Below are 13,739 nucleotides of genomic sequence, written 5' to 3' on the forward strand. Positions count from 1 at the left end.
AGTTAACAAGAATGAGTAATTGTTACAAGGATTGTATTTAAATTGGATTGAGTTAGAGCAAAAGCGCACTGGATGGCATGCATCCAGTGCGATAAGGATGATTATTCAGGTGCGACCACAGGATTACGGTAGGCTTCACGGTACTTATCGACCCACATGGCGGTGGCACCACAAATAGCCACAGGCATCACAATAAAGTTCACCACAGGGATCATCGAAAACAGTGTCACTGTTGCGCCAAAGCTGAAACTGGTGCCGCGGGTTTGATTCAGTGCAAAGCGCATATCCTTGAAGCTCACCTTGTGGTTATCGAAGGGATAGTCGCAGTATTGAATCGCCATCATCCAAGCACTGAATAAAAACCACAGAATAGGCGCCAAGGTTTGCCCGACCATTGGCACTAAAAATAGCAGTAAAAATACCAATGCACGGGGCAGATAGTATTTAAGTTTGATCCATTCACGGCCAAGAATGCGCGGTAAGTCTTTGACTAAGTCCATGCCTGAACCGGTATGCATGGGTTTGCCGGTTAATAGTTGTTCAACCTTTTCGGCCAGTAAGCCATTAAAAGGCGCGGCTAGCCAGTTCATCACTGAGCTGAACACAAAGGCTAGCATCACCAACATAGTGACAACCGCCAGCGGCCAGAGCAGAAAGTTAAGCCAGCTTAAGTATTCGGGGAGCTGGGCATTCATCCAAGTAAAGAGCAGATCGAGCTGACCGACAGCCACATAAATCACGGCGGCAAACAGTAACAGGTTAATCATTAAAGGAATAAATACAAAAGTACGAAGACCTTTACGTGTGATCAAACCAAAGCCATCGAGAAAATAATTCACACCACTTTTAGCCTGTGAGGGCGAGGGAAATTTCTGTGTCATATCGTCATTCCAAAAAGTTGAGATACAGCGCGGGAGACAGATAACTGCGATTGTGATCAACTCGTCGCGAGATGACAAGCTAAAAGCCGCATGAATTCAATAAAAAGCGTTACAAAATGCGGCTTGCTTTGTTAAAGTTGGCCTCAGAATTCTATGACACGACTCGGGCTAATATTGGCCTGCACCGATATCTGCCATCGCCCTGATGGCTTTTTAAACTGAGACACGCTAACTGGCACTATGAGATTAAAACAAATAAAACTTGCCGGCTTTAAGTCGTTTGTCGATCCCACCAAAATTCCGTTTTTACAGGCATTAAGCGCCATTATTGGCCCTAATGGCTGCGGTAAATCGAACGTGATTGACGCCGTGCGTTGGGTGCTAGGCGAAAGCTCGGCCAAACATTTGCGCGGCGACTCCATGAGTGACGTGATTTTTAACGGCTCCAGCGCCCGTAAACCTGTGTCTGTGGCAGGCGTTGAACTGGTGTTTGAAAATAAAGAGGGCCGCCTTGCGGGCCAATATGCCAGTTATGAAGAAATCTCGGTCAAGCGTCAGGTGAGCCGTGACGGCGAGTCTTGGTATTTTCTCAACGGCCAAAAGTGTCGCCGCAAAGACATCACCGATCTATTTATGGGCACCGGGCTTGGGCCGCGCAGTTACGCCATTATCGAGCAGGGCACGATTTCACGTTTAATCGAATCTAAACCCCAAGACTTACGTACTTTTATCGAAGAGGCGGCGGGGATTTCTCGCTATAAAGAACGGCGGCGTGAAACGGAAAATCGTATTCGTCACACCCGTGAAAACTTAGAGCGTTTAGGGGATATTCGCAGTGAGTTAGCCAAACAACTGGAAAAGCTCAGTCAGCAGGCAAAAGCCGCAACACAATATCGCGAGCTAAAGCAGGCTGAGCGTAAAACCCATGCTGAATTGCTGGTGATGCGCTACCAAGAGCTGCAAAGCCAGATGGCGAGTTTATCGGAGCAGATTAGCTCGCTTGAGCTGCAACAAGCGGCAGCGCAATCCTTAGCGCAAACGAGTGAGTTAGAAAGCACTGAGCTGCAAGTTACGCTTTCACAGTTAGCCGAGCAAGAGCAGCAGGCGGTCGAAGCCTATTATCTAACGGGTACTGAAATCGCAAAGCTTGAGCAACAGTTGCAGAGCCAAAAGCAGCGCGACGCCCAGCTACATACTCAGCTCGAGCAATTGAGCGAGCAAATCACCCAAAACCAAGCCAAATTAGCCGCTTATCAAGCTAGTTTTCAAGCGCTTGAGCTAGAGCTTAGCCAACTTGCGCCGCAACATGAGTTGCAGCAAGAAATGCTCGATGAGCTGCAAGCCCAGTGGGAGATGAGTGTTTCGCGCAGTGAGGCGCAAAGTGAAAGCGCCAGAGTGCTGACGGCGACAACCGCTCAGCATAAGCTGCAATTAGAATTACACCGCAGCAAACTGACGCATCAGCAGCAATTAAATGCCCATAAAACCCAGTTACACCAAGAACAACAGCAAGAGTTAGCCTCACTCAATGAGCATGCCCTTGAAGATAACAGCGCATCACTCAATGACGAGATTACCCAGTTAGAGCAAGCATTAGCTGAACAAGTTGAAATTAATCAAGAGTTTGAATCCACTCTGGCTACCGATACTCACGCGTTAGATGTTGCGCGAGGTGAGTTTGAGCAGTTATCGCAGCGTTTAACTTCGATGCGGGCGCGCTTCGAACTGGTTGAACAATGGCTGGCAAAACAAGAAGAGTTAAGTGATAAGCCGCAGCTGTGGCAAAGCATTCAAGTGGAAAACGGCTGGGAAGCCGCGGCAGAGCTGGCGCTGCAGGGATTAATGACGCTGCCCGTGGGCGTTGACGCCAATGAGATAGGGTTTTATGCCGATGCAGCCTTGGCGGCGGATGCGCATCTCGATGGTTCTCCCATCTTAGGGACAAAATTGAACCTTGCCCCTTGGCTTAAGGGACTTAAATGGGCCGATAATCTGGCCAGCGCACAAGCACAAGTGGCGAGCTTGGCGGCCGATGAGCGAATTGTGACCGCTGATGGTTATCTGCTTGGCAAAGGTTTTTTGATTGCCAAACAAGACAATAGCCAATCGTTAGTGCAACTGAGTAAAGAACAAACTCAATTAAGCGAAGCGATTAATGAGTGTGAGCAGGCGCGGGTAATACAGCAGTCAAAGCTCGATGCGTTGGCGCAGCAATTAACCCAAGTGCGTGACAGCTTAAGCCAAGGTATCAAACGCTTACACCAATTACAGCTCGATAAAGCCACCAAATCTACCCAGCTTAATAACGCAGAGGCCCAGGCCAAGCAGCGCGAAGTGAAACGGGGACAACTAGCAGAAACCGTTGCGCGAACGCGCAATGAGTTAGCCGAGCTGGCTGAGCAGTTAGTGCTGCTTTCGGAACAAGAGGATGAATTGGCGGAGGCGCTAGCGTTAAGCCTTGAGAAACAGCAACAACAAAGCCTTGAAGCCCAAGGGGATTTAGCCCGTCACCAAGCGCTAAAGGCACAAATTAGCGATGCCGAGCGCCGCTTAGCGAGCCTCAATGCCAGTCTGCAATCGGTCACCACTCGGATAGCGGTGAGCACAGAACAAATTGAATTACAGCGGGTCCGTGTCAGTGAATTAGTCCACTCACAGGAAACACTGTCAGCCCAACTTGCCAGTGTTGTCGCACAGCAGGGTGATCAGCAAACGGCAAAGCTGAGTGAACAACTGGCGCAGCTACTCAATCAGCAACAAAGTCAGCAACAGGCACTTAAAACGCTCAGGGCACAACAAAGTTCGCTCACTGAAACGTTAAACAGTATAGGATTAAAGCAAAAACAAGAGCTTGGTAAGCTTGAGGGCTTGACTCAAAGCCTCAGCACGTTAAAGTTACGTCGTGAGGGATTAAAAGGGCAGGCTGACAGCCAGTTGGCAGCCCTGGCGGAACAGCAAATTGTGCTTGCTCAGGTGATTGATTCGCTGCCTAGCGATGGTCAGCCAGACAAGTGGCAGCGTGATTTGGATCAGATCCGGCAAAAAATTATCCGCTTAGGTGCAATAAACCTCGCGGCGATCGAAGAATTTGAGCAACAAAGTGAGCGAAAATCCTATTTGGATCATCAAGATGAAGATCTCAATAAAGGGCTTGCAACACTAGAAGAAGCCATTCGTAAAATCGACAAGGAGACCCGCACCCGCTTTAAAGCCACATTTGATGCGGTCAACGAGGATTTAGGGCGATTGTTCCCCAAGGTGTTTGGTGGCGGGCGTGCTTACCTTGCGCTAACGGAAGACGATTTATTAGAAACGGGCGTGACCATCATGGCCCAGCCGCCAGGTAAGAAGAACAGCACAATCCATCTTCTTTCCGGTGGTGAAAAAGCCCTAACGGCTTTATCATTGGTATTCGCTATTTTCAGGTTGAATCCAGCTCCCTTCTGTATGTTAGACGAAGTGGATGCGCCCTTAGACGATGCCAACGTAGAACGTTTCTGCCGATTATTGAAGGAGATGTCGCAGAGCGTACAGTTTATCTATATCAGCCATAACAAAATTACGATGGAGATGGCTGATCAACTTATCGGTGTGACTATGCATGAGCCGGGTGTATCCCGTATAGTCGCAGTAGATTTAGAGCAAGCGGTGGCGATGGCCGACGCGTGATAACTAGAAGAAAGACAGGGTAACCAATGGAAGATTTGCAACTAGTTTTGTTCGTTTTAGGCGCCATAGCCATAGTTGCTGTGCTGGTGCATGGATTTTGGTCTATCAGAAGACAACAGCCTAAGTCATTGAAAGATAGTCCGATGGGCAATTTCTATAAAAAGCAGGCAGAGCGTGGCGAGGCTGCCCCCAAGCGTATCGATGCCGATGGTTTCGACGCCGATGGTATTGGCGCCGTCAGAGTTCGTAAAGCGAATGAAGCTCATACCCCAGAGGCACCTGCGTTTAACCCTTATTTAAAGCAAGAAGCCAAAGTACAACCGCAACCAGTGGAACCCGTTCAAGTTGAACCTAAACCACTGTTTAAGCAAGAACCAAGCATGGCGCAGCCCGACTTTAATTTGCAATCACCGAGTGTGAAAGAGCAACACCGCGGTCCTAAAGCATCGCGCCAAGAGCCAGTATTGCAAAGCCATACAGCGCATTTAAATCAAGCTCACGTTGGCCAATCCCATGCGGCGATAGTGGCGCAAAAGGCGGCTGAAGAGCAACGTTCCCAAGTGCAAATGCCTACCCAAACCGCGTTGTTTGATGATGAAGAGGCGTATGAAGAAGAGCAACCTAAAGCCGTTGAACAGGCCGATGATGATTTAGGTGAACCACGTGATGTACTCGTACTGCACGTGGTGGCGAAAGAAGGCCAGCAACTTAATGGTGCCGAATTATTACCTTGCTTTTTAACCCTTAATTTTAAATATGGCGATATGAATATTTTCCATCGTCATGTGGATAATGCCGGTAATGGTAAGGTGTTGTTCTCCATTGCTAATATGGTAAAACCTGGTGTTTTTGACCCAGACAATATGGAGCAATTCAGCACCCAAGGCGTGGTATTCTTTATGACTTTACCTTGCTACGGTGATGCGCTAATGAATTTCTCTATCATGCTTAACTCGGCGCGCCAATTGGCGGATGATATCGACGCGGTTGTGCTCGATGGTCAGCGTCAACCTTGGGGCGAGTTTACTAAGCAAGATTATTTACACCGCATTCGCGCAAACGCTTAATGCACCGCCGCGAGACCGCGGTGATGGACAGATGGGGCCGCTAAATGCGGCCTCATTTTTTGCAACTTTTTGATGCTTAAGAATTCTGGATAATGAATATGCAAGACATTCAACTCGATAAACGCCTATCTGAACTGCTTTCACAAGCTGTTACGTCGGAAAATGCGCAGCCATTGATGCAGGCGCTCTGCCAATCTCTGAATGAACACAATATTCGTTATTATGTCGATGATGCGCCAAGCATTACTGACTCAGAATACGACAGGTTAATGCAGCAGTTGAAACAGCTTGAGGCCGAGTATCCTCAGTTTGTTGCTGCCGACTCGCCCACCCAAAGAGTGGGCGGTATGGCGCTGGCAAAGTTTGAACAAATTACTCATCTTAAACCCATGTTAAGTCTTGATAATGCCTTCGATGAGGCGGACTTTAGCGCATTTCATAAGCGTGTTAGCGACAGAGTTGGCCAAGTGAGTTTTTGCTGTGAGCCTAAGCTCGATGGTCTAGCGGTGAGTATTTTGTATCGCAATGGGGTGCTTGAGCGCGCCGCGACCCGGGGCGATGGCACTGTGGGCGAAGATATTACCGAAAACGTTAAAACCATTAAGTCGATTCCGCTCAAACTGCGTGGTGACAACTATCCCGAATTGGTTGAAGTGCGCGGCGAAGCCTTTATGCCCAAGGCGGCATTTGAGGCGCTAAATGAGCGTGCACGCTTAAAGGATGAAAAACTGTTTGTGAATCCGCGTAATGCGGCAGCGGGCAGCTTACGTCAGCTCGACAGTAAAATTACCGCGTCACGGGCGCTGTCTTTTTATGCCTACGCCTTAGGTGTGGTGGAGCCGACTTCCCACGAGTTAGCTAAGACGCATTACGAGCAATTGCAGCAACTTAAATCTTGGGGGCTACCAGTCAGTAGCGAGATTAAAGTCTGCGACGAACTCAGCCAAGTGTTTGCCTACTATCAAGATATATTGACTCGCCGCAGCGATTTACCCTTTGAAATCGATGGTGTGGTAATGAAGGTGAACGATATCGCCCAGCAGCAAACCTTAGGGTTTGTGGCCAAATCTCCCCGCTGGGCAATTGCCTATAAATTCCCCGCGCAAGAAGAAATGACGCTGCTCGAAGGCGTAGATTTTCAAGTGGGCCGCACCGGCGCGGTGACTCCGGTCGCACGCCTAAAACCTGTGTTTGTCGGCGGCGTGACGGTTTCGAACGCCACTTTGCACAATGCCGATGAAATCGAGCGTTTAGGTGTGATGGTGGGCGATACCGTGATTATCCGCCGCGCCGGCGATGTGATCCCGCAAATTGTGGCCATAGTGCCAGAGCGTCGCCCTGAAGATGCTAAGGCGATTACCTTCCCGCAACATTGTCCCGTTTGCGGCAGTTTGGTTGAGCGAATAGAAGGTGAGGCCGTTGCCCGTTGTAGCGGCGGCTTATTCTGTGAGGCCCAGCGTAAAGAGGCGATCAAACATTTTGCCTCCCGCAAGGCATTAGATATCGACGGCATGGGCGATAAAATCGTCGAGCAGTTGATTGATAAGGAGTTGGTTCAAAGCCCGGCGGACTTATTTAAACTCACCGCCTCTATGATGACCATGCTCGACCGTATGGGAATGAAGTCTGCCACCAATCTCGCGCTGGCGATTGAAGCGGCTAAAACCACGACTTTGCCACGTTTCCTCTATGCCTTAGGCATTCGAGAGGTGGGGGAGGCGACGGCGGCGAACCTTGCGACACACTTTGGTAGCCTAGAGGCACTGCGCGTAGCTACCATTGAGCAACTCATTCAAGTTGAAGATATTGGTGAAGTCGTTGCCCAGCACGTGGCGCATTTCTTTGCTCAGCCCCATAACCTAGAAGTGATCGATGCTTTGATTGCGGCTGGTGTCAACTGGCCTGCGATTGCAGCGCCAAGTGCCGATGAACAACCATTGAAGGGGCAGACTTGGGTGTTAACGGGTACCTTAAATCAACTCAACCGTAACGATGCTAAGGCGCAGTTACAGGCCTTAGGCGCCAAAGTAGCGGGCAGTGTATCGAAAAATACCGATTGCTTAGTCGCGGGCGAAGCGGCGGGGTCTAAGCTTTCCAAAGCGCAGGAGCTTGGCGTGAAAGTGATTGGCGAAGACGAATTGCTCGCGCTGCTCGCTGCCAATACCTAATGCGAGTTTGATTTGATGAGTAAAACGCCTTGCTTAGCAAGGCGTTTTTGTTGAGGGTTCATCTTGATTGGGCGCTGTTTTCTGGCGGAGCCATGATAAACTTGAGCTATCAGCGGATTGCACCGATAGCAATCATTGTGCGCTTATAAAAAGGAAAACCTATGACAGATCTCAGTGATATTCGCCGTGAATACACCAAAGGTGGCTTAAGACGCGCCGATTTACCCCAAAACCCGATGCAGTTATTTGAATTGTGGATGACACAAGCCAGAGATGCGCAGCTGAGTGATCCTACCGCGATGTGTGTTGCCACAGTGGATGAACATGGCCAACCTTTTCAACGAATTGTACTGTTAAAGCGTTTTGATGAAACGGGATTTGTGTTCTTCACTAACTTGGGCAGTCGCAAGGCACAGCAGATTGCGGCCAATAATAAAGTGAGTCTACATTTTCCTTGGCATCCGATTGAACGCCAAGTGTCGATTCTCGGTGAGGCGCAGCCGCTTTCTACCGCCGAAGTGCTGAAATACTTTATGACCCGCCCCAAGGATAGCCAGATTGCCGCTTGGGTGTCGCAGCAGTCGAGCAAACTGAGTGCCAGACAAGTGCTCGAAGGTAAGTTCTTTGAAATGAAAGCGAAATTTGCTAAGGGCGATATACCATTGCCGAGCTTTTGGGGCGGTTACTTAGTTAAGCCGTCAAGTATTGAGTTTTGGCAAGGTGGAGAGCATCGCCTGCATGACCGCTTTCTCTACACTCGCCAAGCGGATGAATGGATGATTGACCGTTTAGCACCCTAATGGCTTTAGGAGCTTAATGTGGAACAGTATAAGATTTGGGTGGATGCCGATGCTTGCCCAAACCCAATTAAAGAGATTTTATTTCGCGCAGCTGAGCGAAAGGCGCTGCCGCTAGTGCTGGTGGCGAACCAAATGCTACGGGTGCCACCGTCACCGTATATCAGTCAAGTGCGTGTTGGCTCAGGCTTTGATGTGGCGGATCAATATATTGTCGACTATGTTGAGGCCACACATTTAGTCATCACTGCCGATATCCCGTTGGCGGCGCAAGTGATCGAAAAGGGCGCGCTGGCGCTCAACCCCCGCGGTGAACTCTACACCACTGACAATATTCGCCAAAAGCTTACGATGCGTGATTTTATGGAAGATTTACGTTCATCGGGTGTACATACAGGTGGACCTGATACTTTGTCTGCGGCCGATAAGCAGGCTTTTGCCAATAGTTTAGACAAATGGCTTGTGCGGGTTAAATGATAGTTCACTGGTCGCTAATCAATAAAAAGAGTATCTTTAGTGAAGCTTAGGTGATCTTTGTCACGATTTGCTAAGTGCTGAGCAGCTTTGTACTTCATAACAAGGAACTGCCGGGTCTTACAACTCACAATTGAGGATGGATACGATGAATAAATGGATAGGAATCGCGGCATTATCGACGTTGATCAGCTTCAGCTCCGTTGCCCAATGGCAAGTGATTGAGCAGGATTCTAGGGTCAGTTTCGTGTCGGTAAAAAAGGGGGATATTGCTGAGGTTCATCATTTTAAGCAACTAAAAGGTATTTTGAAGGATACTGGCCAATTTGAGTTAACAATTCCGCTGATAAGCGTAGCAACGGGTATTGATGTGCGTGATGAGCGTATGCAGCACTTATTGTTTGAAGTGTCACTGTATCCTGAACTTAACTTGAATGCCCAAGTCGATAGTCAAATGCTCAAAGCGCTTGCCGTGGATGAGTCAAAGGTTGTTGACATCGAGGGCAAAATTGCCCTGCATGGAAAACAGCAAACAAAAACTTTTTCGGTAATTTTGACCAAAGTATCTGATAATAAACTGATGGTTAGTAGTTTTCAGCCGATAATTATCAATGCCAATGAATTTGGCTTGGTTGCAGGGGTTGATAAGTTGCGTGATATTGCAGGTTTATCTAGTATTAGCCAAGCCGTTCCGGTGTCGTTTGTACTAACCTTAACTCAGTAACAACAATAAGATTGGTTTAGATCAATACGTCAGCTGTTGTTTAAGATAAGGTTATGAGGTGGCTGACGTATAATGCTCATACTGACCACTTAATGGGTGGATGTTGAGGCTTTTTAGATGTTAACAGTGTCCTTAATGGCGCTCGATTTAGTTGTTTTAAGGGTTAAAAATGGTCACAGATAAAGACGGTTACATGCATTTAATCCAGTATTTGACTGAGCACCTTGGCTTGTTCGAAACGCCTGATACCCAAAATGTGTCCGACGATACTGTGATGGAATTGTTTGAGGAACAATTATCCGCGCAGATTATTATGGTCTGTGGTCAAAATCCGTCACTCTCCTTTAGTGAGCGTAATACCATTATCCGTGAGGTCGATGCCATTGTGTATGATCTCGAGGAAATTCTCGCCTCTGTAGCCAATCATAGGGCAACACCTGAGCAAACGCTGTTTATCACTGAATTTTCAGGACTCATCAAAAATTTATTTGATCAAGAGATCGCAAAATTTCAATCCCATGCTTAATGTTTGAGGCTAGTCATCGGGTTACTCTTACTCCCATTGCTTATCGTTAGCTCTTGGGAATTGAAGTCGTGTTTTAATCCCGTTCCTTGCCTTCAGCAATTGCATATTGGTTTTTCCATCATGGCTTGTCTCTTCACGCTGGATTGATTGCCGTTGTTAGTAACAACCCTTTGTGCTCATTTTTCTGTTTTCTGTCGATATTCGCACAAAAGCCTATTTGGTTAGGGGAGATAAGCTATCACTCTGCTTATTTTGCTTTCCGAGTCGTAGAAAAATCACCAGTTGTTTAAGCATCTTTGCTTACAGGGTATATCTTTACTCTATAACGATATTTTTGGGTGATATACGAAGGGAGATGCATGATGCTAACCATATGTCCTAGCTATGCCGATGATTTATTAACCATTGCTGTTTCCGGTCAGGTAACGCATCAGGATATTGAAACCATTTTGTTTCCGGCCATTGAAGCCAAGTTATTGGATCATGCTTGTATTCGTTTATGGTATGAATTTAGTGCTGATTTTATGGGTGTTACAGTTGGAGCACTTTGGGACGATGCTTTACTCAGTGTGTTCCATTTCAGTGATTTCGCGCGGGTAGTGATGATTGCGGACACGCAAATGCTTGGGACTATGGTCAATACGTTAGCTTTTATGTTGCCTTGTCCGGTTAAAGTCTTTGGCGAAAATGAGCGTGTACTGGCTAAGGAATGGCTAGACGACGACAAAGTGATTGCACTGTAACAGAGAGTAACTGCTCGGATTGTTGATGCTTAATTTGTAAAGCATACAGCAGGGCGGCAAAGAGCTGTTACACCGTAGCCAACGGCCAATAGCACTCGATTTGAGTGCCTAGATTGAGTTCGCTGTTTACGATTAGCTCGCCATTTAACTCATATTTTATCCACAAATTGAGGCAGGATAGCGTTCCTGTACATTGTCTTTGATGTATGTCATGCCTGAGTTGCTCAAGATGAGCTGTCGAGATCCCCACACCATTATCCTGTAGCAGTATATGTAATTCATTACCTCGTTTATCGAGTTGCAACAGTATTTCGCGGTGTTGATGATGCTCTTTAAATGCGTGTTGTAGAGTGTTATTAAGCAATCGATAGAAAAACTGCAAATATTGCCAAGCATTACCATCGATAATTAATAGTTCATCGCAGTTAAGATTTACTTTCACCTGTGCTTTGAGTAATTGTGGCTGTAATAGGCTGAGCAAATGCTGGAGAAACTGCGCTAAATGGAGCGGGCGTATTTCACTATGTTGATCAGTAAATAGCTGCGATATTTGTCTTAATCTTACGGCCTGTTGACTCATGAGATGCACCGCTTTAGCAGACTGGTCGACATATTCATCTTGACGAATCTGACATACTTGAGCGAGGAGGCGATCCTGCTCTTGCATCATTTGATTAATCACTTCGGCGAGGAAGTGCTGCATGAGTTTTAGACTTTGCTGTTTATTGAGGTTGAGTTGGATTTGCTGTGTAATTTCATGATTGAGCTCACCTATCTGCTCCCTCATTAAGGCGAGTTCTTGCTGGGCTAACTGAGTTTGATGTTGCTGTTCCTTCATTTGTTGCTGTTGTTGTTCTAGCAGTTTTTCTTGTGCTTTCTCTTGGCGCTTTTTGAGATCCATATTAAAGCCAATTGCACCAACGCCGATAGAATTATCTTCATCATCTCGGATATCAAACTTTGTCATCTGGTAAATAATTTCACCACGGGGAGTTGGTATTGGCTCTTCAAAATGCAGAGCATCGTGGCGATGGTTTACCCGTTGATCGTTCTGTTGGTAGAGTTGAGCGAGAGGAGCTGGGAAGAGTTCAAAATCCATGGCACCGATAATTTTTCGCCGTTCGATACCGAGTACTTCGCAATATTTATGATTGACCAAGGTGTATCTGCCATTTAAGTCTTTGATATAAATGATGGTAGATGCAAAGTCTAATAAAGATCTTAATTGTTCCTTATGTCGATTCAATTCCTGTTGAACATGTTGTTGACTAAGTAACTGTTGTTCCAGTGCGAGATTGCTGGCATCTAAACTCGCCATAGCGATTTCAAGCTGTTGAGTACGCGATAAAAAAGTCTTTGCGAGTAATCCGACTTCGTCATGGCGCTCTTTGGCTTTGAGTTCGATGGAGGCAGAGTCATTGCGTTTAAGCGCTCTGACCATTTCCATTATAGGAGCCATGATTAGCCTATGTTGCAGTATGAACAAGGATATAAGGCCTAGCATTTGGATTGCGACTAAAGAAAGCCCCACCTTTTCAATCAGTTTTTTAGCGGTGTCTTGTAACGGCGCGACTGGTGTGACGACTAAAATTTTCCAATAAGTATGGGGCATAAGAAAAACAGAAACGAGTGAAGGCGCCTTTAGGACAGGATCCATTGTCAATGCGATTGAAGCGATACGTCGGGGTGTTGTGAAATGGTTTTTCGCGTTGTCATTCACAATTGCAGAGAGCATTTCTCGCTCATTATCGCTGCTTAATCGAGTGAGATTATCCATTTGCTCTTGAGTAAAAACGCGCTCAGCAATTGCTTGGTCGATAAAACTGCGATCTGCCAACTGAAGCGCTGATGCTATAGGAGTAAAAGCGTGCTCTACTTTAGCTAACGCATCAAAGCTCATTAAATGGTGTGTCGTATCAGACTGAGATTGGCGTGTATTATCACGATTAGGAAAAGCCAGTATTTGATTTTGATGGTCAATAGCCACGACATAGCCACTGACATCCAACATGGCATTGCGTAACAGCTGGTTGAGTTTTTCTAGACTAATATCCGTGGTAGCTGCACCGATAAATTGATGATCTACCCACATGGCGCTTGATGCGGTAACCATAGGTTCATGGGTTGTGGGATCGACATAGGATTTAGACCAAAAGACTTTACCCGCGGGGAAAAAACGGGTTGGTCGATACCATTCTTCAGTATGATAACTTGGGAAGTTATCACTGTTGTAGCTGTCTATCGCTACCAACTCACCGCGAATATTGTGCGCCCAAAACAAGCTGTCACGGAACTTTTGCCGATTAAATGCGCCTGGCTCAGGCCAAATACCGCCACCAGAGATGATGTCTTTTTGACTTTCTATCGAAAGTAAAACGGGAATACTTTTACTGAGCTGTTCAGGTTCATGGCGGTAGAGCATGGCGATTTGACTAATCGCATTCACTTGATTTTCGACTTGTGAGGTCATCTCCTGCAGTTTAGCCAATAATTATTTGCCCGTGATTCTGATTAAGCAACGTCTGTTGCTCACTGATTTGTTGGGTCTGGATATTAAGGATGACCCAAGCAGTACTGAAAATCAGTATGCTGGCGATGATGAGTTGGAGCAAGCTGAGCTTAAACGGCAGGCTTTTTTGCCATTGGGTTAACGAGGCTTGTGGCGCAAAGATAGGCCGTTTATCCATGTT

Annotated in this window: 9 protein-coding genes and 1 pseudogene; 8 read left to right on the plus strand and 2 right to left on the minus strand. The window is 46.9% G+C overall.

All coding sequences use genetic code 11. The annotated features are described in order from the left end of the window. Positions 1–101: 101 nt before the first annotated feature. Positions 102–881 carry a sulfate transporter CysZ gene (cysZ, locus tag FJD32_RS08575; protein WP_037426752.1) on the minus strand — a complete coding sequence of 260 codons (780 nt, stop codon included), beginning with the start codon at positions 879–881 and terminating at the stop codon, positions 102–104. A gap of 240 nt (positions 882–1,121) precedes the next feature. On the opposite strand from cysZ, the gene smc reads away from it, so the two are divergent. The 8 genes from smc (at position 1,122) to FJD32_RS08615 (ending at position 11,049) form a co-directional block, all read left to right on the plus strand. Next, entirely contained in the window at positions 1,122–4,550 is a 3,429-nt protein-coding gene (smc, locus tag FJD32_RS08580) for a chromosome segregation protein SMC (protein ID WP_140906622.1), read from the plus strand. Positions 4,551–4,576: 26 nt separating this feature from the next. Continuing rightward, positions 4,577–5,617, plus strand: a complete 1,041-nt coding sequence (gene zipA / locus FJD32_RS08585; protein WP_140906623.1) for a cell division protein ZipA — start codon at positions 4,577–4,579, stop codon at positions 5,615–5,617. Positions 5,618–5,715: 98 nt separating this feature from the next. Then, positions 5,716–7,785: an NAD-dependent DNA ligase LigA gene (gene ligA, locus FJD32_RS08590; protein WP_140906624.1), complete on the plus strand. Its 2,070-nt coding sequence runs from the start codon at positions 5,716–5,718 to the stop codon at positions 7,783–7,785. 161 nt (positions 7,786–7,946) lie between these two features. After that, complete coding sequence (gene pdxH / locus FJD32_RS08595) at positions 7,947–8,585, plus strand: pyridoxamine 5'-phosphate oxidase (RefSeq protein WP_140906625.1); 639 nt, start codon at positions 7,947–7,949, stop codon at positions 8,583–8,585. Between the two features lie 18 nt (positions 8,586–8,603). Continuing rightward, on the plus strand, positions 8,604–9,059 hold the full coding sequence (locus tag FJD32_RS08600) for a YaiI/YqxD family protein (RefSeq protein ID WP_140906626.1): 456 nt from the start codon (positions 8,604–8,606) through the stop codon (positions 9,057–9,059). A gap of 145 nt (positions 9,060–9,204) precedes the next feature. Then, entirely contained in the window at positions 9,205–9,780 is a 576-nt protein-coding gene (locus FJD32_RS08605; protein ID WP_069455462.1) for a YceI family protein, read from the plus strand. A 169-nt stretch (positions 9,781–9,949) separates the two neighbouring features. Beyond that, positions 9,950–10,306 (plus strand): DUF3802 family protein, encoded by a 357-nt coding sequence (locus tag FJD32_RS08610; RefSeq protein WP_037419846.1) that lies wholly within the window; start codon positions 9,950–9,952, stop codon positions 10,304–10,306. 362 nt (positions 10,307–10,668) lie between these two features. Then, on the plus strand, positions 10,669–11,049 hold the full coding sequence (locus FJD32_RS08615; RefSeq protein WP_037426761.1) for an STAS/SEC14 domain-containing protein: 381 nt from the start codon (positions 10,669–10,671) through the stop codon (positions 11,047–11,049). A gap of 67 nt (positions 11,050–11,116) precedes the next feature. Here the strand turns inward: FJD32_RS08615 and FJD32_RS08620 are convergent. Beyond that, a pseudogene (locus FJD32_RS08620) lies at positions 11,117–13,736 on the minus strand (cache domain-containing protein). Between the last annotated feature and the right edge of the window lie 3 nt (positions 13,737–13,739).

This window comes from Shewanella sp. LC6, assembly GCF_006385735.2.
GTDB classification, from domain to species: Bacteria; Pseudomonadota; Gammaproteobacteria; order Enterobacterales; family Shewanellaceae; genus Shewanella; species Shewanella xiamenensis.